Raw genomic sequence first — 21,615 nt, 5'->3', positions numbered from 1 at the left:
TTATTTAAATCATGCTATGTCGCATTTAACATGAAGGAGTGTAAGCGAACATGAAAATGTCTTTCCGCCATTGTTTATTGGCGTCTGCCGTTGTTGTAAGTTCATTGGGCTTTACTGTTAGCACACAGGCGGCGTTACCGTTTTTTTCAGATAAGAAAGATGAAGTTCCCTCTTTAGCCCCTATGCTTGAAGAAGCTACCCCAGCGGTAGTGAGCATTGCGGTAGAGGGAACACAAACCTCGCGCCAGCGCGTACCAGAGATGTTCCGCTACTTCTTTGGCGCCCCACAGGAACAAGTGCAAGAGCGCCCATTTCGCGGTTTAGGCTCGGGCGTAATTATTGATGCGGAAAACGGCTATGTGGTTACCAACAACCACGTGGTTGATAATGCAGACGAAATTACAGTAAAACTCACCGATGGCCGTGAATTCAAGGCTAAAAAGCTGGGCTCTGATGAGCAAAGCGATATTGCACTACTTAAAATTGAACCCGACGATTTAAAAGCGCTACCGCTTGCCGACTCTGACGCATTGCGCGTTGGCGATTTTGTCGTGGCTATTGGTAACCCATTTGGCCTGTCTCAAACCGTAACCTCGGGTATTGTTAGCGCGCTGGGTCGTTCTGGCTTGAACATTGGTGGCTACGAAGACTTTATTCAAACCGATGCTGCTATAAACCGCGGCAACTCAGGTGGCGCACTGGTAAATTTGCACGGTGAGCTTGTTGGTATCAATACCGCTATATTCGGTCCTAATGGTGGCAACGTGGGTATCGGCTTCGCTATTCCTGCCAACATGATGAAAAACCTTGTAGACCAAATTGCTGAATACGGCGAAGTGCGCCGTGGCTTACTAGGCATATTGGGTAGCGACATCGACGCGGGTCTTGCCGAAGCAATGAATGCCGAAGTTAACATTGGCGCTTTTGTTAGCGAAGTTCAGCCAGACTCAGCAGCTGATAAAGGCGGCCTACAAGCGGGTGATATTATTACTGCCATTAACGGTCGTCAGTTAAGCAGCTTCCAAGAGCTGCGCGCCAAAATTGCTAGCATGGGCGCAGGTGCTGAAGTTGAGCTAACGGTTATGCGTAAAGGCAAAACAATGAATGTGGATGTAGTGCTTGATGACGCAACCGATACAACGGTTACTGCTGCGCAAATTCATCCAGCACTGGAAGGCGCTACGCTTGCCAACGGTGAAGATGCCGACGGCAATGCAGGTGTAATGGTATCTGAGATTGAACGCGGCGCACCAGCTGCACGCATTGGCTTACAAGCTGAAGACGTTATTATTGGCGTAAACCGCGTGCGCACATCAAGCGTGGCCGAATTCAGAAATGCACTAGATGAAGCAAAAGGCGTGATTGCGTTAAATGTTAAACGCGGTAGCTCTACTTTATACTTGGTTATCCGCCAGTAATATTTTTACGCTTTACAAACTGTACAGTTAAGGGCGCTCTTTAGCGCCCTTTCTTTTTATACGCCATATATTGCCTCAACTCGGATTAGCACACATGCAAAATTTTTGTTTCGTTACGGTAGTTTAATGAATAAAGTGATATCCTTTATTCAGTATTCGAATAAATACGCTGCGTAATGGTGTAGATGTTGGCCATGCCTCTAAGCAAAAAGTGTGTCTTTGGGAAAATTTTGTCTCAGGAAAACGCATTTATTGGTCAGTTCTCTATCACAACGCACAACAACATACTCAACAAATAAGTGTAAACCGTGATTGGCCGTTCAATTTTAAGCTTTGTTATTAAGTCTGTTTTACTTGGCACTACCGTAGCGGTATTGCTGTTGTTGTTTTTGCCTGATTTACGTCAGGGGAATGGCTTTACGCAAAGCTGGTTTTCTGAACCTTCGGTGAGAGCAAATCGCGAAAGCTACTTTAACGCCTTGAGTCGCTCGGCCCCAGCAGTAGTAAACATTTACAGTGTAAGTATAGAAAACGACAGCGGCCTATTTAGAAATCAACCACGAGAGCGCGCAAGCTTAGGTTCGGGCGTTATTATGACCGAAAACGGCTATATTCTTACGTGCCACCACGTGGTTGAAAATGCAGACAGTATTTATGTTGCTGTACAGGATGGTCGCATACTAGAAGCCCAAATTGCCGGCACCGACCCGCTTACCGACCTTGCAGTTTTAAAAGTAACAGCAGATAACCTTAGCATTATCCCTCAGGTTGCCGACCCAGATACCCAGGTTGGCGACGTTGTTATGGCAATTGGTAATCCATTTGATTTAGGCCAAACCATCACGCAAGGTATTGTCAGTCGTGCTGGTCGTAACGGATTATCTAACTATGTCGACTTTATTCAAACCGACGCGGTGCTTAACCAAGGTAATTCTGGCGGTGCATTGGTTGATAGTAACGGTATTTTAGTAGGTATTACCAATGCCAACTTCCAAGTACGAGATTCACGTAACCGCGTAAGAAACGTAGACGGCATTAATTTTGCCGTACCCTATGCGCTAGCCAAACGGGTAATGGACGAAATAATCAGTAACGGGCGCGTTATACGCGGTCAGCTGGGCTTTATTGGCAGTGAAATTCGCAATCGTCCTGGTATAGACGTAACGGCTGTGGCAAAAGGAAGTCCTGCCGATATTGCCGGCCTTCAGCCTGGCGACATTATTGTTGCTATTGATGGCGTGCGCCTTGAAAGTGCATCGAAAACCCTGGATATGATTGCCGAAACCGAACCCGGTACTACGCTCACTATAGAGCTTAGCCGAGATGGTCAGCCCCTCACAATTAAGGCCACCGTCGCCGAACTTCGAACTAACCCTTAGGTTATAAGCAGATATAAAAAAAGCGCGTATGTTTTACACAACGCGCTTTTTTATTAGCTGTTTTTGATGCGTGTTTCTATAACTAAGCGCGCTATACGTCTTTTACACGCTCGATAATTGCACCTAAACCACCTAGCTTCTCTTCAATGGCCTCGTAACCACGATCTAGATGATATATGCGGTTTACGTGAGTTTCACCCTCTGCCAATAGGCCAGCAATCACTAAGCTTGCCGATGCGCGAAGGTCGGTCGCCATTACTGGTGCGCCTTTTAACACTGAACTGCCCTTCGACACTGCAGAGTTTGCTTCTAGTGCAATTTCAGCGCCCATGCGCTGTAGCTCTGGTACGTGCATAAAGCGGTTTTCAAAAATGGTTTCAGTAATTACGCCCGTACCTTCGGCAACACAGTTAAGGGTAACGAACTGCGCTTGCATATCGGTAGGAAATGCTGGGTGTGGCGCTGTTTTAACGCGTACCGCTTTTGGCTTCCGCCCTTGCATATCAAGCTCTATCCAGTCGTCACCAGTGGTGATGTTGGCACCCGCTTGTTCAAGCTTATCAAGTACAGCGTCAAGCGTGTCAGGTGCAGCATGGGTACAGCGAATTTTACCGCCAGTTACCGCTGCAGCAACGAGGAATGTTCCTGTTTCAATGCGGTCTGGTAACACTGAGTAATCGCAGCCGTTCAGACTTTCAACGCCATCGACAGTAATTTTATCGGTACCTGCACCGGTAATTTTTGCGCCCATTTGAATCAGGCAGTTGGCAAGGTCAACAATTTCAGGTTCGCGCGCGGCATTTTCAAGTACCGTTGTACCGTCTGCTAGTGCAGCCGCCATTAATAGGTTTTCAGTAGCCCCTACGCTTACCATATCCATAAAGATACGAGCGCCTTTTAGGCGGCCGTCGACTTTTGCGCGAATATAGCCTTCGTCTACTTCTATTTGCGCACCCATTTTTTCGAGGCCAGACAAATGAAGGTTTACAGGTCTTGCACCAATGGCACAGCCACCTGGCAACGACACGTTAGCTTTTCCCTGTTTGGCAAGCAGCGGGCCGAGCACTAAAATTGATGCACGCATGGTTCGCACAAGTTCATACGACGCCGTCACACTTTCAAGAGTGCTTGCATCAATTAGCACATCGTTTGGCGCAGGTTGCGCTACTTCAACACCTAACTCACGCAGCAATGCGGTAGTGGTGTTAATGTCACGAAGACGCGGCACATTGGTGTAGCGGCAAGGAGCATCTGTTAACAGGCTTGTCATTAACAGCGGAAGTGCCGCGTTTTTCGCGCCAGAAATACGCACTTCACCCTGAAGGGCTGGGCTCTTCTTTATTACAAGTTTATCCACGAAAGTCGCCTATTACTGAGGAATATGAAACTGGCGCTCGCGCTCCCAGTCTTTTACTGAAAACGTCTTGATAGTGATAGCATGCATGCTTCCATCAGCAATTTTATCGGCCAAAGGTGCATACACTGCCTGCTGGCGCTTTACACGGCTCATCTCGCTGAAAGCATCGCTTACCGCGACAATGTTGTAATGAGAACCTTCGCCTTTCACAACAACATCGTGAAGATCTAACGCGTCTTTCAAGATTTTTTCGATTTCTGACAGTTCCATAACTTACTTCTTAATTTGCTGATTGGTCACTATTTTACCGGTAAAAAACTATCGGCACTGCTAAGTTTTGCTAGCTTGTGGAGTTTTTCAGGCATGTTTAATAGCGTAATGCTAACACCATTTTGCTTTGCATCCCTAACCGCATTTATTAACCATGCTAAACCAGCACTATCTGCTCGCTCAACATCGCTTAAATCAATAGCACTTTGCTTGGCATTTATTAACACGCTTCGCTCACTGCTACTTAAGCCTTGCCAGAAATTGGTAGATAGGGTGTCACGGTCTAGGTGACCGTGAACAATGATATTACCTTTATTGTTTACCTCGAACAGGCTCACTCAGCCTCTCCCTCAACTTCAATAGGCTCGCCAGTTTTAAGTTCAACTGGCTTGCCAATTTTTTCACGCATCAGGGCAATAACTGAGTCGATGCCGTCTTGACGCAAAATAGATTCGAACTCGCTACGCTTACTGTTTAGTAAGCTTATACCTTCAGCCACCATGTCATAAGCTTTCCACTCGTTGGTTTTGCTGTCTTTACGAACCTTAAATGCAATTTTAATTTCTGGACGATTAGGGTCTTGAACCACAGCGCGTACAGTTACTGACTTTTTGTCATCAAAGCTAGATTCTGGCTCGAACACTACGGTTTGGTTGTCGTAATATCCCATTGCAACCGCGTAAGTGGTAATAAGGTATTGGCGGAATACGCTAATGTATTCGCCCATTTTCTCTTGAGGAACAGACTTAAAGTGTTTACCTAATACCATGAAAGCAGCGAATTTATAATCGATGTGCGGCACAAGCTCTTCTTCCATAATGGTTCGCAGCATTTCTGGGTCGGCCTTAATCGACTCCTGGTTTGCTTTAATACGCTCAAACGTGCGATTCGCCACATCCTGAACCAATGCGTACGGGTTTTGCTCATTCACGTCCTGTGCATTCGCCATCCCCACAACTGACATCATAAAAATGCCCATCGCCGCTATAAATTTTTTCAAAGTATCTCTCCTAACAAATCATTCTTTAGTGCAGACCAGATAAACTACTGTAAAGTTTCATCTAATCTGCGTTTAATCGTGTCTAAGTGCGACGACTTATTCGTCTTCGCCACCTCGGTTAAATAAAAATTGGCCAATAAGATCTTCAAGTACTAGCGCCGACTTGGTGTCTTGCAGATAGTCGCCATCTTTTAAGTCTGCTACACCGTCGAACGAAAAGCCTGGTTGAAAACCAACGTACTGCTCACCAAGAAGTCCAGACGTTAAAATAGATACCGAGCTGGTTTCTGGAAAACCTTTATAATCGTTTAAAATAGATAGTGTAACTACTGGCGTATAGTCTTCTTGGTCTAACGAGATAGAAGACACACGGCCTACCGTTACACCGCCTACTTTCACCGCCGAGCGTGGTTTAAGCCCGCCGATGTTGTCGAATTTCGCATACAGGGTGTAGGTATCACCTTCAGTCGCTACTGTTTGATTAGCCACTTTGAGCGCCAATAGAAGTAGCGCCCCAATTGTAAGCATGACAAACACGCCAACCATTACTTCCGTTTTATACTTGTTCATATTTGTCCCCTACTCGATACCAAACATAAGGGCGGTTAGCACGAAATCCAGCCCTAATACTGCTAATGATGAATACACAACTGTTTCAGTTGTTGCTTTGCTGATCCCTTCCGACGTAGGAATAGAATCATAACCTTTAAATATGGCAATCCAGGTCACAACCAAGGCGAAAACAAGGCTTTTTATCACACCGTTTATCACATCTTGGTTCCAATCTACTGTCGACTGCATAATTGACCAATAGCTACCTGCATCAACACCTAGCCAGTCAACGCCCACTAAATGGCCACCTAAAATACCAATAGCGCTGAAGATAATGGCTAACATTGGCATGGCTAACATGCCAGCCCAGAAACGTGGCGCAACAATACGACGCAATGGGTCAACAGCCATCATTTCTAAACTGCTTAGCTGTTCTGTAGCTTTCATTAAACCAATTTCAGCTGTAAGTGCAGAGCCAGCACGACCTGCAAACAGCAGTGCAGTTACCACTGGCCCCAACTCACGGAGTAACGACAGCGCCACCATTGGCCCAAGGCTTCCCTCTGCACCGTAGTCTACGAGTATTGTATAGCCTTGCAGCGCCATAACCATGCCGATAAACAGCCCCGAAACCATAATGATAAGCAGCGACTGCACACCCACAACATAAAGTTGCTTAATAATAAGCGGTATATTTTTAAGACGCGGTACGGCCACTAGTGCACCAAACAACATAAGCGCGGCGCGCCCGATGGCGGTTACCTTACCTATGGTTTTTGCACCTAGCGATTGAAAGAACTTCATTACTTATCTGCTCCCAAAAAACTCTCCTTCAAATCGGAAGCGGGATAGTGGAATGGCACTGGGCCATCGGCTTCCCCTTTTAAGAACTGCTGCACAAGCTCAGAATCGCTGTCCTTGATTTGCTGCGCAGTGCCTTCGCCAATAATGCGTTTGTCGGCCAAAATATAAATGTAGTCTGCAATAGTCAGTACTTCAGTTACATCGTGAGTGACCACCACGCTGGTTAAGTTTAGTGCATCATTAAGTTCGCGAATCAGCTTAACCAGTACGCCCATTGAAATAGGATCTTGGCCTGCAAATGGCTCGTCAAACATAATGAGGTCTGGGTCTAACGCAATGGCACGCGCCAGTGCCGCTCGTCGCGCCATACCGCCTGATAACTCGCTCGGCATAAGTTTAGCGGCGCCTCGAAGCCCAACAGCCTGAAGTTTTAGCGCAACAATAGTGGCAATAATATCTTCAGAAAGTGACGTGTGCTCACGCAAAGGAAACGCAACGTTGTCAAAAACGCTCATGTCGGTGAATAACGCACCGCTTTGAAACAGCATGCTCATTCGGCGGCGAGTTTCATACAGCGATTTACGCGACATCGATACAATCGATTTGCCGTCAAACCTCACATCGCCTTCATCAGGTAATAGCTGTCCGCCCATCAAGCGAAGCAATGTGGTCTTCCCTATCCCACTTGGCCCCATTACGGCCGTTATCTTACCTTTTGGCACTTTCAATGAAATACCATCGTAGATAGTACGTTCACCACGCTTAAAGGTAAGATTATCTATTTCAACTAAATGTTCCATAGCGCTTTGTTGTCGACCCTTGACCTAGTAATGCTGACAATTTCTAATCACAGCTTTTAACGCTGCTGTTACAAACTTGCAGCCACAAAAATAAGTAATGTCTCTTAAGTAATGTCTCTATGGCAAAACCGCTGCCATATCCCCGTAACATATAAAAACGCCGCGGGGCATTGTAATTTAGGCTCATTGTACGCTTTTTCAAGACCCCAGCCAAAGTCAAAAAGTTACAACTTATGTTCGATGTAGACGAACGTTTTAAATCCTAGGCTGAAAATCATTAACTGAAACTGAACAAACCCTACTTTTTGTTTATTTTTTAGCGTGTTGACGAGTTTATTAAGGTTTTACTAAGTAAGCATCCAACGGGATTAATTCAATAGATTACTAAAATAAAGTACTGAGGCCGTAGGAAAATGGCACCGATTTTGCGACAATCTCACGAAATACTTTTTATTACAGGTTGTTGTGCTTTTAAACATTGTCATTTTCATCGTCGGCCTAGTGGTGCTTAGCTGGAGTGCAGACAGATTTGTCTATGGTGCTTCGGCGCTTGCTAAGAACATTGGCATATCACCCATGATGATTGGGTTAACCATTGTGGCCATGGGTTCATCAGCACCTGAGATAATGGTGTCAGCCATTGCTTCTTTAAACGGAAACATGAATACCGCAGTAGGCAATGCACTTGGCTCGAACATCACCAATATTGCTTTGGTACTGGGAATAACTGCGCTGGTAAAACCCCTGCTTGTATCTTCAACCACATTAAAGCGTGAACTTCCTGCGCTATTAATTATCTCACTTATTGCCATTGCCTTTATGTTTGACGGCGAATTAAAGTCGTATGAAGGCGTAATTCTGCTGGGGCTCTTCATTTTTGTATTAGCCATGATGGCGTGGTTATCGCTACAAGTAGAAAAAGGAGACCCGCTTGCTGCTGAGACCGCGGAAGAAATTCCTAAAAATGTGTCGAATACCGCAGCGCTAGTTTGGATTGGCATTGGCCTTGTAATTTTGCCTTTGAGTGCACATTTCTTAGTGAACTCTGCGGTAGAAATAGCACGATACATGGGCGTATCAGACCTGATAATAGGGTTAACCATTATCGCTTTTGGTACCAGCTTACCTGAACTTGCAGCAAGTATTGCGGGTGTCTTAAAAGGTGAAGATGACTTAGCCTTGGGCAACATTATTGGCTCGAATATCTTTAACCTGCTGGCGGTACTGGGTATGCCAGGGTTAATGGCGCCAGGGCTATTAGACCCAGATGTATACAACCGCGACATGTATGTCATGTTAGGATTAACGCTGTTATTGTTTTTGTTTAGCTTCGATCTTGTTGGTAAACGCATCATTTCTCGAGCGAACGGATTTTTACTTTTAGCCTGCTTTATTGGCTACCAATTTTGGCTGTTTGGATAATGACAAATAAAAACCTACAGGCTGAATTTATTTTATCGGCGCAACGTGTCATTGATATTGAGGCTCAAGCAATACAAAACTTGAGCGCAAGACTTGATGAAAAGTTTGTTACAGCGTGCAACATTTTGCTTGCCTGTGAAGGAAAAGTGGTTGTGTGCGGTATGGGAAAATCAGGGCATATCGGCAACAAAATTGCGGCCACGCTAGCAAGTACGGGTACGCCCGCGTTTTTCATGCACCCTGGCGAAGCAAATCACGGCGACCTAGGTATGTTAACCAAAGGCGATGTGCTGCTAGCCATATCGAACTCAGGTGAAACTAGCGAACTTGTGAACTTGCTTCCAGTAGTAAAGCGGCTGGGTATTAAAGTTGTAGCAATGACAAACAGTGAGCAAAGCTCATTGGGCCAGCACGCCGACGTAGTATTAGACATTAGCGTAGAAAAAGAAGCGTGCTCCTTGGGATTAGCACCAACCTCTAGTACCACTGCAACACTGGTAATGGGTGACGCACTGGCCGTTGCTCTGCTCGATCACAAGGGTTTTACGTCTGATGATTTCGCCCTTTCACACCCAGGCGGTAGCCTCGGTAAAAAGCTGCTTCTGAAAGTTAGCGACATTATGCTTAGCGGGAGTGATATTCCACTTAGCAGTGCTAACGACAAAGTGGCTGATGCGTTGCTTGAAATATCGAAAAAAGGCTTAGGCATGACGGGCATTGTTGCAGACGACGGCACGTTACTAGGCGTATTCACCGATGGCGACCTTCGCCGTATTTTGGATGCGCGCGTTGACCTTCACGATGCTGTGGTAAACGATGTAATGACAAAAGGCGGAAAAACCACGCGTGCCGACCAGTTAGCTGTTGAGGCGTTAAACTTAATGGAAGCGCATAAAATAAGCGCGCTTATGGTTGTCGATGAGAATAGAAAACCCATTGGTGCATTTAACATGCACATGTTGCTTAAAGCAGGAGTTTTATAAGTGGTAGCCACGTTATACACAGAATTGGATAACGACTTTTTTGAACGTTTAGCAAACATTAAGCTGTTGGTTTGTGACGTGGACGGCGTATTTTCAGACGGCCGCATCTATCTAGGCAACGACGGTGAAGAGTTTAAGGCGTTTCACACTCGCGATGGTTACGGTGTAAAAGCATTGGTTAGCCACGGTGTAACAGTTGCCGTTATCACCGGCCGACGTTCTTCCATTGTTGGAAACAGAATGAAGGCGTTGAATGTGGCGCATATTATTCAAGGCGAAGAGAATAAGTCTGATGCGCTAGCATCGTTAATGAAATCATTAGGACTAAGCGCTGATGAGGTAGCGACGGTAGGTGATGATATGCCAGATACCGGCATGTTTACTCACGCAGCAATAAAGATTGCCGTTGCTGATGCACACCCCTTTGTAACTAAACAAGCAAACTGGATAACCACCCTGCCAGGCGGTTTTGGTGCTGTAAGAGAAATTTCTGACACCATTTTACAGGCTAAAGGCGTTACTGACGGTATATTCGGGGCCAGCGTATGAGCCTGTTTGGCTTTAACCGTTTAGGCGTAAGTATTTCTGCGCTATTCATATTGGCCATGTTGATGTACTTACCGACATGGATGGAAGAGGAACCTGAAGTTACTGGCAGCCAACAGTCAGACGCGCTAAAACCTGCCTACAAGGCTAAAAACTTAACTACTACCCTATACAATCAAGAAGGTCAGCTAAACCATAAGGTGTTCGCTACGTCGATGGAGCACTATGACCAACTTGGTTTCGTACTATTTCAGCAGCCTCAGTACACCCTATATACCGAGAGCAATTCGTCGCCTTGGGTGGTCTCGGCAGTAGAAGGAACCCTGTACAATAACGAACTTATTCAATTAGAAAACAATGTCGTTATTGAAAATCAAACCGGTGATGACTTTGTAAAAACCATCACAACGCAATACATACAAATAAATTTAGACAACAAGCAGATGACATCAGACCAAACAGTTGAAATACTAGGGTCACAGTATGTTATTCAAAGCAATGGGTTTAACGCGAACTTACGCACCCAAGAATACGAGCTTATCGATCATGTACAAACCACTTATTCCCCTAGCAACTAGCCTACTTTTAGCCTTGGCAAGCAGCGGTGTTGTTGCAAGCGAAGCCGACTTTAACAAGCCCATTAAAGTGGACTCAAAGTCGCAGTTTGTCGATGGGAAAAACAAAACATCATTATTTAAGGATGATGTTCGAATCTCTCAGGGCTCGTTAGTTATTAATGCTGACGAAGTAGAAGTTATCGCCACTGACGGCGAAGGAAGAGAAGTTTTCGTCGCGAGAGGAAACCCTGCAAGCTACTCTCAGCAGCTTGAAGACGGTACGCCGGTTTCGGCAAAGGCGAATGAAATTCGTTATGAGGTAGTCAACCGCACTATTGCGCTAACGGGTAAAGCCGAACTTAAGCAAGATACCAGCATGGTGCAAGGCGATAACATTACTTTCGACATGATTACAGAGCAACTGCTTGCAACTGGCGGTGACGATACCGATGGTGATGGCAGAGTAACCACCGTATTTACACCTGAAACCATTCGAAAAGCAAAGTCTCAAGACGACAAAAAAGACAACGAAGGTAACGAATAGTTATGGCGACGTTAAGTGCAAAGAACCTTGCAAAAGCCTATAAAGCCAGACAAGTCGTGCGCGACGTTAGCTTATCGGTATCAACAGGGCAAATTGTTGGGCTATTGGGTCCGAATGGCGCTGGTAAGACCACTACATTTTATATGATTGTCGGCCTTGTTCCGCTAGACAAAGGCAAAATTGAAATAGACGACAATGAGCTTACTCACCAACCTATGCATGAACGTGCACGCCGCGGAATTGGCTACCTCCCGCAGGAAGCGTCTATTTTTAGAAAGCTTACTGTGCATGAAAATATCATGGCTATTTTACAAACGCGTAAAGATTTAAATTCACAACAACAAGAAGAAGAAGCCGACGCACTACTTGATGAATTTAATATTAACCATATACGTAATAGTGCGGGGATGAGTTTGTCGGGCGGTGAAAGACGTCGTGTTGAAATAGCGCGAGCGCTGGCGGCGAAACCACAGTTTATTTTGCTAGACGAACCATTTGCTGGTGTTGATCCTATATCAGTTAATGATATAAAGAAGATCATTCAACATCTTCGTGATAGAGGCATAGGCATTCTTATCACCGATCATAACGTACGAGAAACATTGGATGTTTGTGAGAAAGCGTACATTGTGAGTCATGGCGAATTAATTGCGCAGGGAACCGCAGAACAGGTTTTAAGTAATCAAAAAGTTAGGGATGTATACCTAGGCGAACAATTCAGGCTATAGTTAAAGTAACCGGATTGTCATTTTTTCAGTTTCGCTCTTGGTGTATTCAATTTAAAGTATTTAAATAAGACGTAGATGAAACCATCTTTACAGCTAAAATTTAGCCAACAACTTACCATGACACCTCAGCTTCAGCAGGCTATCAAACTGCTGCAGCTTTCTACGCTTGACCTTCAACAGGAAATTCAAGAAGCGCTGGACTCTAATCCGCTTTTAGAAGTTGAAGAAGGCAACGACGAACCTCAAGGTGAAAAGAACAACATCGACAACGACGACAGTGGCGATGTTCAACCTACGGCTTCAAGCGATACGTTAGAAGCCGGAGATGCGCTTGAAAAGAACGATTTACCAGACGAACTTCCCATAGACAGCACGTGGGATGAATACTACTCGGCCTCTTCTGCGCCCGCGCCTGGCCCAGCCAGTGATGACGAACAAATTTTTCAGGGCGAAACTACCGAAGACATTCAAGAACACTTGCTGTGGCAGATGCGTTTAACCCCTTTCTCTGATACCGACAGAGCCATTGCCATGGCAATCATCGACTCTATTGATGAGTCGGGTTATCTAACCGTGTCACTTGAAGATATTCTAGAAGCGGTCAACGCTGAGGAAGTGTTAGACGAAGACAGCGATGAGCTAATTGAAATGGATGAAGTAGAGTGCGTGTTAAAACGTATTCAAATGTTCGACCCCATTGGTTCTGGCTCACGTTCTCCACAAGAGTGCCTTATGGTGCAGCTACGTCAGTTCTCTGAGGACACACCGTGGCTTGCTGAAGCCAAGCAGCTTATTGAAGAATATTCAGACCTTCTTAGCAGTAAAGACTACCGTACGCTCATGCGTAAAAGCCGTTTGAAAGAAGATCAGCTTCGCGAAGCAATGCGCTTGCTGCAAACCTTGAATCCTCGCCCTGGTAGTGCTTTAGTTACTAAAGAACCCGAATACGTTATTCCAGACGTATCGGTTACCAAAAAGAACGGGCGCTGGGTGGTAGAGCTAAACCCTGATAGCCTGCCAAAACTTAGCGTTAATCAACAATATGCTGCAATGAGTCGTCGTGCAAAAAACAGTAGCGACTCGCAGTTTATTCGCTCACACATGCAAGAAGCCAAATGGTTTATCAAAAGCCTAGAGTCGCGTAACGACACCTTAATGAAGGTTGCTAATTGTATTGTGCAGCAACAGATGGGCTTTTTTGAGCATGGCCCAGAAATGATGAAACCAATGGTTCTCAATGATGTCGCAGAAATGGTAGATATGCACGAATCCACTATTTCACGCGTCACCACGCAAAAGTATATGCATACGCCTCGCGGTATATTCGAATTGAAGTATTTCTTCTCGAGCCACGTAGCAACCGAGTCGGGTGGTGAGTGTTCATCTACAGCGATACGTGCATTGATCAAGAAGTTAGTGGCAGCTGAAAAACCTAGCAAGCCGCTAAGTGATAGCAAGATTGCTTCATTGTTGGCCGAACAAGGCATTAAAGTTGCCCGGCGAACAATAGCAAAATACCGGGAATCGTTATCGATCCCGCCGTCGAACCAACGCAAAAGCCTTATTTAACGGGCTACATAATATAAGGAAGACGAAATATGCAAATCAACCTTACTGGTCATCATGTCGAAATCACCGACTCTTTGCGTAATTATGTCGATACGAAGTTCAGCAAACTTGAACGTCACTTTGATCACATTTCTAATGTGCATGTCATCCTGAACGTTGAAAAATTAAATCAAAAAGCCGAAGCGACAGTTCACTTAAGTGGCGCTGAAGTATTCGCATCCTCAGAAAATACCGACATGTATGCGGCGATTGACAGCATGGTTGATAAGCTCGACCGGCAGGTAATCAAGCATAAGGAAAAACTCAAAAAACATTAGTAGTTAATTAAGTATGGATATACAAGCCATCGTAAGTTTGGACCGCACCGAGTGTGCGGTTCAATGTAATAGTAAAAAGCGTATTCTAGAAATCATTGCCGACATTGCGGCTAAAAATAATGAGAATATAGACGGCGCTACTGTATTAAACAGCCTAATGTCGCGAGAGCGTATGGGGAGCACCGGCATTGGAAACGGTATCGCCCTTCCCCATGGACGCTTAGCTGGTCTTGATAGAGTTATTGCAATTGTGGTAACCAGTACACCAGCAATCGATTTTGATGCTATTGATGAAAAGCCGGTAGATATCTTTTTTGCACTTTTGGTACCAGAAGAACAAACCGAAGGGCACCTACAAACGCTAGCCACCGTAGCTGGCAAGCTGAACAATAAAGACACCGTAAAAGCAATAAGACGCGCAACCACCAGCGACGATATAATAAAAGCGCTGGGCTAACGTCGTAAGAGATATGATCTCACTGCAATAAGCAGTGCGTGCTTAAGATTTTAATAAAGGGAGAGGCAAGGTGAAGCTGATTATTATCAGTGGTCGTTCAGGCTCAGGGAAATCGGTCGCACTGCGAGCGTTAGAGGATTTAGGGTACTATTGCGTAGACAATATTCCCGTGAACTTACTGCCTACCCTAACCCACACTGTGGTTGATGAATATGACCAAGTGGCAGTAAGCATTGACGTTCGAAACCTACCTAAAAACCCCAATGAATTGGTAGAAATACTCGACTATCTACCTAGCTCGTGGTCGATGACTATTGTGTATATCGATGCCAGTGATGACGTTTTGGTAAAGCGTTTCAGCGAGACACGTCGGTTGCACCCGCTTGCTAAACTTAACAAATCGCTTTCAGAGGCCATTCAAGCCGAGTCGGCACTACTTGCCCCCATCGTTGAACGTGCAGACCTGTATTTAGATACCGACAAACTTACTATTCACCAGCTTGCCGAATTAATTCGCGAGCGTATTTTGGGTAAGAAGAGTTCAAGGTTGGTATTGGTGTTTGAATCATTTGGTTTCAAGCACGGCATCCCCAAAGACGCTGACTATGTATTCGATGCGCGGTTCTTACCTAACCCACACTGGGAACCAGATTTAAAACACCTAACTGGCTTAGATGCACCGGTAGAAGTGTTCTTAGGCTCTCAGCCAGTTGTTACTAAGTTTATCTGGCAAATACAAAACCTTATCACCACATGGTTACCTCATTTAGAGCGAAACAACCGAAGCTATGTAACAGTAGCTATTGGATGCACTGGCGGCCAGCATCGCTCGGTTTATATTGCACAAAGCCTGTCGAAGACCTTCAGTGAAATTCACCCAGATGTACAAATACGTCATAGGGAGTTGAACCAGTAATGAGTAATGGAAAAGTAGGTTCTATCGAAAAAACAATGACCATTGTCAACAAGCTTGGATTGCATGCACGCGCAGCTACCCAGCTTGTGCAGTTGGCCAATCAGTTCGACGCTAAAATTGTACTGAAAAAAGAAGACAAAGAAGCCGATGCTAACAGTGTTTTAGGGCTAATGATGCTTGAAAGCCATCAAGGTGAGCAGGTAACTGTGGTGGTAGATGGTGATGATGCACCAGCAGCCATGGCGGCTATTGAGCAACTTATTGCAGGAAAGTTTAACGAAGAAGAGTAAGTGCATTTGGCTAAATAGCGTTAGTACTATTTAGCATTTACTTTTTAACTCTCGTGGTTAACCCCCTGTATTGGCGAAATATTCGTCATTCGGTCATAATAAATACGTAATCGGTGTTTTAATTATGACAGCACAACAGCAAGTACGATATTCTTATCATAATACCTAATCTCAATGCAGCATTGCATATTGGGTTCTAGCGTTACTCTTAAACCTGTTTAGCTTGGTAGGACTCGCTATTTATGGCAGAAGCTCTCGTCTCTAAATACGTACAAACCCAACTTCGTGCACTAAATGGCGCACTGAACAATGGTCAGTTTGTTTCTGTACGTAAGCTTTTGCTTGAACTTCCCCCTTCAGATGTAGCTCACATTCTTGAGTCTAGCCCTAGCCGCACCCGTGATGAGCTATGGGAATTGATAGACGGCGATTTTCATGGCGATATCTTAGAAGAGCTTTCTGACGATGTAAGAAACGGTATTATTACCAAGATGCTGCCTGCCAACGTGGTTGACGCTCTTGAAGAGATGGATACCGATGACCTGGCAGAAACCTTAAGCAGCCTACCAGAGCCAGTACTTGCCGACATTCTTGATTCAATGGATGCGCAAGACCGCCTACGCGCGGAACAAGCCCTTTCATATGGTGAAGAAACCGCCGGTTTCATTATGAATACCGACACCATAACGCTGCGTCCAGACGTTACTATAGATGTTGTACTTCGCTACATTCGCCTTAAAGGTGAGTTGCCAGAAAATACCGATACCTTTTATGTGGTAAATCGCACCGATAACTTGGTAGGTATTGTACCTGTGACCCGTTTATTAACTGCCGATACCGACGAAAGAGTGTCGGACATTATGGACGAAGAATCGGAAGCGATACCGGTGCATATGCCAGATGACGAAGTGGCAAGCTTGTTCGAACGTTACAATTGGTTGTCGGCGCCTGTCGTGGATGAAAACAATCGATTGGTGGGCCGAATTACCATTGATGACGTGGTAGATATTATTCGTGAAGACGCAGAGCACTCAATGATGAGTATGGCCGGTCTTGATGATGACGAAGATACGTTCGCCCCGGTTATGCAGAGTACTAAACGCCGTTCGGTTTGGCTGGCAGTGAATCTTGTGACTGCACTAATGGCAGCGATGGTAAGCGATTTGTTTGAAGCAACGCTTAGTCAGCTAGCTGTTTTGGCTATATTAAACACCATAGTGCCGAGTATGGGTGGCGTTGCCGGTAATCAAACCTTAACCTTAGTTATTCGCGGTATGGCACTTGGGCACGTTAATGCTAGCAACAGCCGATGGTTGATAACAAAAGAGCTGTCTATTGGTTTCTTAAACGGTGCTATTTGGGCTGTGCTTATTGCTTCTGTTATTGCGCTGTGGAAGCAAGATTATATGCTAGGGGTTATTATTGCTTTTGCCATGTTGGTAAACATGATTGCCGCGGGGCTAGCGGGTGCTACCCTACCTATGATTATGAAGCGCCTTAAAATAGACCCAGCGCTGGCAGGTAGCGTTATACTTACTACCATTACTGATGTTGTGGGAATTTTCGCATTCCTTGGTACAGCCACACTATTTTTGATCTAAGCGCAGTTGATAGAACACGCGAGCCTAAGCGCTGATGGCTTTTCACTCGCTGAGGGCTCTTCACTCGCTAGGGGCTTCTAAGCGCTAAGGGCTTTGCCCACAAATCCCTCAACATTAAGCTTATAACCCACACCCCATACTGTTTGCACTAGCTGTCCGCCGTTTAACGGTACAGACACATTATCTAGTTTGTTACGCAAACGGTTAATGTGTGTATTTACCGTATGCTCATAACCTTCATGATTGTATCCCCACACGGCAGTAAGTAACTGGTTACGAGAAAACACTTGATTAGGATGACGACAGAAGTAATCAAGAAGGGCGAACTCTCTTGCCGTAAGCGACAGTGTATGACCGCCTAAAGTAACGCTATGATAACGATGATCTACCTTTAATGGTCCTATTTCTATACTGTCATCACCAGCATTCAGCGCAGTGCCATTATCAACCGACGGCATACTTCTGCGCATATGCGAGCGAATTCGTGCTATAAAAACCCGCTCATTAAAAGGGCCTTGGAGGTAGTCGTCCACTCCTGCTTCAAAATAATCTGCTTCATCAGCAGGCATTGGTATATCAGCATCAACTCTACCCTCGACAGACATTACCCAACAGTCTGGGTTGTTACTAACCAATGAGCGAATACGTGACAAACACGATTGATCAGCATGAGATTGCACAATAACCAGAGAGTAATGCTGAGCAGATAACAGTGACATAGCCGACTGGTAGTTCGACACAACGTCGTGAAGAAAAGCGTGCTCGCTTAAGCACTGAGTAATTGTTTGCTGAAACTGATTATCGCTATAGATAACGAGGATCATGAGGCGCTCCATTTTGCCGCTTAAAAAACTAGACCGTAGCGCTGAAAAATATATTTCACTTTAATTAAAAGAATTTATAAAAAGCTTTTACTCAATTTTTATGTGCTTCCTCGCTTCTTCTATTCCCTCTCTTACATCCCTGACCTTTTTTCCCTGCTCTTATCCTTGCCTCTTTTCTTACCCTTCTCCTTATTATGAGTTCGTACTTTTTCAGACAAAAATCTGTGTTTATTTTGTGATACTTCTGTGATGAATTGCCGTTTTTGCTGACCTACATTTTTAAGCGCTTATAAATCACATCAGGGTATAACAAAATGAAATTCACTAAATTAGCTAGCGCATTGCTGCTTTCAATGGCGGCAGTATCAGCAACTCAGGCGGTTACGCTTGATGTCGAAATTACAAACTTAACGCAGGCGCAAAGCTTTACGCCAAGGCTTGTAATTGCACACGACAATACCGTTGACGCATTTGAAGTAGGCCAGCCTGCATCGTCTGCATTAGCGTGGTTAGCTGAAGCAGGGGTAATTGATGATGCACAAAATGCCGATTCTAGCGGCGCGAACTTCGAAGCTGCACTAGGCCCGGTAGACACCGACAATGGGTCGAATACCTGGCACCGTTTTGGCGGTCTTCTAGCGCCTAAAGCGACCTTGAGCTACGACTTCGACACCATGGATAAACCGTTGCTGTCGGTACTTGCCATGCTTATTCCAACGAATGATGCTTTTGTGGGCATGGATAGTGTAGAAATACCTACAGAGCCGGGAACATACACTTACTACCTGAATGCGTACGATGCTGGTACTGAGCTAAATGATGAGCTTAACAGTGCACGTACCGATGTGGTTGAAGCAGGCACTGGAAACGCGCTAGGCGGGTATGGCTTACCTGGCGTTGCAGGCGGCGGTGCACCTACGCGCATTGTTGATTTAGGTACAGGCGGCACAGGCGTAGGCGCACAGTTTGTGAATGGTGAGGTAGAAGACGGTGAAGACGGTCCTGTTCACATACATCGAAATGCACTAGGCGATACAGACAATGCGGCTGGCGCAAGTGATTTAGATTCAACCGTGCACCGTTGGTTAAACCCTGTTGCTCGTATTGTTATTACCGTTCCTGCATCTTAAGGGGCATCACTATGAAAACTCCAATTGTAAAACTTAGCACATTGCTAATACTATCGGCGCTTATAACCGCGTGTGGCGATGATGGTGACACTGGGCCGCAAGGGCCAGCGGGCCCACAGGGAGAAGCTGGCGCAAATGGTATGGATGGAGCCGATGGTGCAAACGGCGCTGACGGTGAGGATGGCGAAGACGGCGTAAACGGTAACTCAGCGGTTTACACAGTGCAAATTACTAACCTGACGTTTGCACAACCTTTCGCACCTGCAGCCGTTATTCTGCACGAATCAGGCTATCTGGCATTCAACGAAGGTATGCCTGCAAGTATGGGTATAGAAGTCATGGCAGAAGGTGGAGACCCATCGATGGTGATCTCAGAAGCCATGGCGTCAACTGACTTTTTAGATGCTCAAAATTCAGGAGGCATTTTACCACCAAGAATGACGGGTGAAATGCAAACCTTAGTGGTTCCTGAATTAGACGCAGATGATTTAAGGCTGTCAGTTACCACCATGCTGGTAAATACCAACGATGCCTTTACCGGGCTTAATGCTGCTGACGTAAGCAATCTTGCCGTAGGCGAGTCTAAAAGCTTTATGACTATCACTTGGGATGCAGGTACGGAAGGAAATACTGAAACGGCTTCCACGATGCCAGGTCCAGCAGCGGGAGCTGCAGGCGGTGGTGGAGCACCAGCAGGTTACGACCCAGTAAGAGATGATTTTGCCGATGCGGTTCGACTACACCAAGGTGTTGTTACTAGCGCAAATGCATTTGACCCTAGCCGTGAAGGCTTGGTTACCTCGGTACTAGATGAAAGTCATCGCTTTGACACACCAACAAGCCGTATTGTTATTACTCGTACGCGCTAAAAATAAAAAAGCTGGCATACCCTTTTGGGATAATGCCAGCTTTTGTTCACTGTTCTTGAAAGACGTTCAATAAAGCACTTCGTGTAAAAACAACGTTTTACTTTATGCCCTTCTACTTAATGGCTTTTTATTTTATTATCTTAAGCGTTGGCTTGCCCTTTTTAGGTGGCACTGGTGCATCATCAGTATCAAGTGTGTCGGCATCTTCCAAAGAAGTTGGCCCAGACACCTGAACATCACTCTCTTTAGCTTCTTCAGCACGACTTTCCTGCGCGCGTGCAACATCTTCTTCAGTGGCAAACACGGTACCTGCACCGTTTTCGCGAGCGTAAATAGCCATCACTGCTTCACATGGCATGCTTAAACGACGAGGTTGACCGCCAAAGCGTGCTTGGAAAGACACACCGTCTATATCCAGTGAAAAATTAACGCATGCGCTAGGCGATACGTTAAGCACTATTTGACCATCCTTGACGAATTCCTGCGGCACTTCTACCAATTCATTCGTCGCATCAACAACGATATAAGGCGTTAAATCGTTATCAACAATCCACTCATAAAAAGCCCTAAGCAAATAGGGCTGGTTTGACGTCATAGATGTCATAGTGGGTTGTGGATCTCGCGTTCTTGGTCTGTTAGTGACGCTTTGAACGAACTGCGAGAGAAAATGCGGTTCATATATGCATTGATTTCTTTGCTGCCAGCACCGCTTAGTTCAATACCAAGGGCTGGAAGACGCCATAATAGTGGCGCTAGGTAGCAGTCAACTAAGCTAAACTCTTCGCTCATGAAATATGGCATTTCAGCAAACGCAGGCGCTAAAGAAAGCAACGCTTCGCGAAGCTCATTACGCGCTGCATCAACATCGCCTTCTCCACGGAATACGCGAGCAGCTAGCGAATACCAGTCTTGTTCAATTCTGTGCATCATAAGACGGCTTTGACCGCGAGACACAGGGTAAACTGGCATAAGAGGTGGATGAGGGAAACGCTCATCTAGGTATTCCATGATGATGTGCGATGTGTAAAGCACAAGCTCACGATCAACAAGAGTTGGAACAGTACCGTAAGGGTTTAGCTCCAACAGATCTTCAGACAGGTTGCTAGGATCTGTGTAGCTGATTTCAACACCCACACCTTTTTCTGCTAACACAATGCGCACCTGGTGGCTGTAAATATCAATTGTGTCAGAGAACAACGTCATAATAGAACGTTTATTTGCGGCTACGGCCATTCAATTTCCTCCGTCGAGAAATTAGTTATGCTCATGAAAAAGAGCGAAT

The 21,615-nt window shown here is 45.4% G+C and carries 26 protein-coding genes; 16 read left to right on the top strand and 10 right to left on the bottom strand.

Annotated features, from left to right (window positions below; all coding sequences use genetic code 11):
* Positions 1-56 precede the first annotated feature (56 nt).
* Positions 57-1,418: a DegQ family serine endoprotease gene (locus V7R35_RS13850; RefSeq protein WP_334015508.1), complete on the top strand. Its 1,362-nt coding sequence runs from the start codon at positions 57-59 to the stop codon at positions 1,416-1,418.
* 308 nt (positions 1,419-1,726) lie between these two features.
* Positions 1,727-2,797: a trypsin-like peptidase domain-containing protein gene (locus tag V7R35_RS13845; protein ID WP_334015492.1), complete on the top strand. Its 1,071-nt coding sequence runs from the start codon at positions 1,727-1,729 to the stop codon at positions 2,795-2,797.
* A gap of 91 nt (positions 2,798-2,888) precedes the next feature.
* Here the strand turns inward: V7R35_RS13845 and murA are convergent, their stop codons facing one another.
* The 7 genes from murA to mlaF form a co-directional block, all read right to left on the bottom strand.
* The gene (gene murA, locus V7R35_RS13840; protein WP_334015491.1) at positions 2,889-4,154 is read right to left on the bottom strand and encodes a UDP-N-acetylglucosamine 1-carboxyvinyltransferase; all 1,266 of its coding nucleotides are present in this window, start codon (positions 4,152-4,154) and stop codon (positions 2,889-2,891) included.
* Positions 4,155-4,166: 12 nt separating this feature from the next.
* Positions 4,167-4,424 (bottom strand): BolA family protein, encoded by a 258-nt coding sequence (locus V7R35_RS13835; protein ID WP_334015490.1) that lies wholly within the window; start codon positions 4,422-4,424, stop codon positions 4,167-4,169.
* Positions 4,425-4,453: 29 nt separating this feature from the next.
* Entirely contained in the window at positions 4,454-4,762 is a 309-nt protein-coding gene (locus V7R35_RS13830) for an STAS domain-containing protein (protein ID WP_334015489.1), read from the bottom strand.
* Positions 4,759-5,424, bottom strand: coding sequence for an MlaC/ttg2D family ABC transporter substrate-binding protein (locus tag V7R35_RS13825; RefSeq protein WP_334015488.1), 666 nt, complete (start codon positions 5,422-5,424; stop codon positions 4,759-4,761). Before V7R35_RS13825 ends, V7R35_RS13830 begins: the two co-directional genes overlap by 4 nt.
* A 96-nt stretch (positions 5,425-5,520) precedes the next feature.
* Complete coding sequence (mlaD, locus tag V7R35_RS13820; RefSeq protein WP_334015486.1) at positions 5,521-5,994, bottom strand: outer membrane lipid asymmetry maintenance protein MlaD; 474 nt, start codon at positions 5,992-5,994, stop codon at positions 5,521-5,523.
* A gap of 9 nt (positions 5,995-6,003) precedes the next feature.
* A complete protein-coding gene (gene mlaE, locus V7R35_RS13815) occupies positions 6,004-6,780 on the bottom strand; it encodes a lipid asymmetry maintenance ABC transporter permease subunit MlaE (protein ID WP_334015485.1) in 777 nt (258 codons plus the stop codon).
* A complete protein-coding gene (mlaF, locus tag V7R35_RS13810) occupies positions 6,780-7,580 on the bottom strand; it encodes a phospholipid ABC transporter ATP-binding protein MlaF (RefSeq protein ID WP_334015484.1) in 801 nt (266 codons plus the stop codon). Before mlaF ends, mlaE begins: the two co-directional genes overlap by 1 nt.
* A gap of 465 nt (positions 7,581-8,045) precedes the next feature.
* Between mlaF and V7R35_RS13805 the strand changes: the two genes are divergently transcribed.
* From V7R35_RS13805 to mgtE, 12 genes are all read left to right on the top strand, one after another.
* A complete protein-coding gene (locus tag V7R35_RS13805; protein WP_334015482.1) occupies positions 8,046-9,002 on the top strand; it encodes a calcium/sodium antiporter in 957 nt (318 codons plus the stop codon).
* Positions 9,002-9,985 (top strand): KpsF/GutQ family sugar-phosphate isomerase, encoded by a 984-nt coding sequence (locus tag V7R35_RS13800; protein WP_334015481.1) that lies wholly within the window; start codon positions 9,002-9,004, stop codon positions 9,983-9,985. The genes V7R35_RS13805 and V7R35_RS13800 overlap by 1 nt, the downstream gene beginning before the upstream one ends.
* Complete coding sequence (kdsC, locus tag V7R35_RS13795; protein WP_334015480.1) at positions 9,986-10,534, top strand: 3-deoxy-manno-octulosonate-8-phosphatase KdsC; 549 nt, start codon at positions 9,986-9,988, stop codon at positions 10,532-10,534.
* On the top strand, positions 10,531-11,109 hold the full coding sequence (lptC, locus tag V7R35_RS13790; protein WP_334015479.1) for an LPS export ABC transporter periplasmic protein LptC: 579 nt from the start codon (positions 10,531-10,533) through the stop codon (positions 11,107-11,109). Before kdsC ends, lptC begins: the two co-directional genes overlap by 4 nt.
* Positions 11,078-11,632, top strand: coding sequence for a lipopolysaccharide transport periplasmic protein LptA (gene lptA, locus V7R35_RS13785; RefSeq protein ID WP_334015478.1), 555 nt, complete (start codon positions 11,078-11,080; stop codon positions 11,630-11,632). The genes lptC and lptA overlap by 32 nt, the downstream gene beginning before the upstream one ends.
* Before the next feature lie 2 nt (positions 11,633-11,634).
* Positions 11,635-12,360, top strand: a complete 726-nt coding sequence (lptB, locus tag V7R35_RS13780) for an LPS export ABC transporter ATP-binding protein (protein ID WP_334015477.1) — start codon at positions 11,635-11,637, stop codon at positions 12,358-12,360.
* A 75-nt stretch (positions 12,361-12,435) separates the two neighbouring features.
* Entirely contained in the window at positions 12,436-13,929 is a 1,494-nt protein-coding gene (locus V7R35_RS13775; RefSeq protein WP_334015476.1) for an RNA polymerase factor sigma-54, read from the top strand.
* A 29-nt stretch (positions 13,930-13,958) separates the two neighbouring features.
* On the top strand, positions 13,959-14,246 hold the full coding sequence (gene hpf / locus V7R35_RS13770; protein ID WP_012517338.1) for a ribosome hibernation promoting factor: 288 nt from the start codon (positions 13,959-13,961) through the stop codon (positions 14,244-14,246).
* Between the two features lie 13 nt (positions 14,247-14,259).
* Positions 14,260-14,703, top strand: a complete 444-nt coding sequence (gene ptsN, locus V7R35_RS13765) for a PTS IIA-like nitrogen regulatory protein PtsN (protein ID WP_334015475.1) — start codon at positions 14,260-14,262, stop codon at positions 14,701-14,703.
* Positions 14,704-14,773: 70 nt separating this feature from the next.
* On the top strand, positions 14,774-15,619 hold the full coding sequence (gene rapZ / locus V7R35_RS13760) for an RNase adapter RapZ (protein WP_334015474.1): 846 nt from the start codon (positions 14,774-14,776) through the stop codon (positions 15,617-15,619).
* The gene (locus V7R35_RS13755; protein ID WP_334015473.1) at positions 15,619-15,909 is read left to right on the top strand and encodes an HPr family phosphocarrier protein; all 291 of its coding nucleotides are present in this window, start codon (positions 15,619-15,621) and stop codon (positions 15,907-15,909) included. The genes rapZ and V7R35_RS13755 overlap by 1 nt, the downstream gene beginning before the upstream one ends.
* A gap of 242 nt (positions 15,910-16,151) precedes the next feature.
* Positions 16,152-17,510: a magnesium transporter gene (gene mgtE, locus V7R35_RS13750; protein ID WP_334015472.1), complete on the top strand. Its 1,359-nt coding sequence runs from the start codon at positions 16,152-16,154 to the stop codon at positions 17,508-17,510.
* Between the two features lie 77 nt (positions 17,511-17,587).
* Here mgtE and V7R35_RS13745 read toward each other — a convergent pair whose 3' ends face one another.
* Positions 17,588-18,334, bottom strand: a complete 747-nt coding sequence (locus tag V7R35_RS13745; RefSeq protein ID WP_334015471.1) for a response regulator transcription factor — start codon at positions 18,332-18,334, stop codon at positions 17,588-17,590.
* Between the two features lie 314 nt (positions 18,335-18,648).
* Between V7R35_RS13745 and V7R35_RS13740 the strand changes: the two genes are divergently transcribed.
* Together V7R35_RS13740 and V7R35_RS13735 are read left to right on the top strand one after the other, a co-directional pair.
* Complete coding sequence (locus V7R35_RS13740; RefSeq protein ID WP_334015470.1) at positions 18,649-19,464, top strand: spondin domain-containing protein; 816 nt, start codon at positions 18,649-18,651, stop codon at positions 19,462-19,464.
* Positions 19,465-19,475: 11 nt separating this feature from the next.
* Positions 19,476-20,333 carry a spondin domain-containing protein gene (locus tag V7R35_RS13735; protein ID WP_334015469.1) on the top strand — a complete coding sequence of 286 codons (858 nt, stop codon included), beginning with the start codon at positions 19,476-19,478 and terminating at the stop codon, positions 20,331-20,333.
* A 127-nt stretch (positions 20,334-20,460) separates the two neighbouring features.
* On the opposite strand, the gene V7R35_RS13730 is transcribed toward V7R35_RS13735, so the two are convergent.
* Both V7R35_RS13730 and sspA read right to left on the bottom strand, forming a co-directional pair.
* Positions 20,461-20,937, bottom strand: coding sequence for a ClpXP protease specificity-enhancing factor (locus tag V7R35_RS13730; protein WP_334015467.1), 477 nt, complete (start codon positions 20,935-20,937; stop codon positions 20,461-20,463).
* Positions 20,934-21,566, bottom strand: coding sequence for a stringent starvation protein SspA (gene sspA, locus V7R35_RS13725; RefSeq protein WP_334015466.1), 633 nt, complete (start codon positions 21,564-21,566; stop codon positions 20,934-20,936). Before sspA ends, V7R35_RS13730 begins: the two co-directional genes overlap by 4 nt.
* Positions 21,567-21,615: the final 49 nt, after the last annotated feature.

It is taken from the genome of Alteromonas sp. S167, from assembly GCF_036864375.1.
Lineage (GTDB): Bacteria > Pseudomonadota > Gammaproteobacteria > Enterobacterales > Alteromonadaceae > Alteromonas.
Note: the sequence above shows the minus strand (reverse complement) of the source record. Positions and strands in the feature narration are given on the sequence as shown.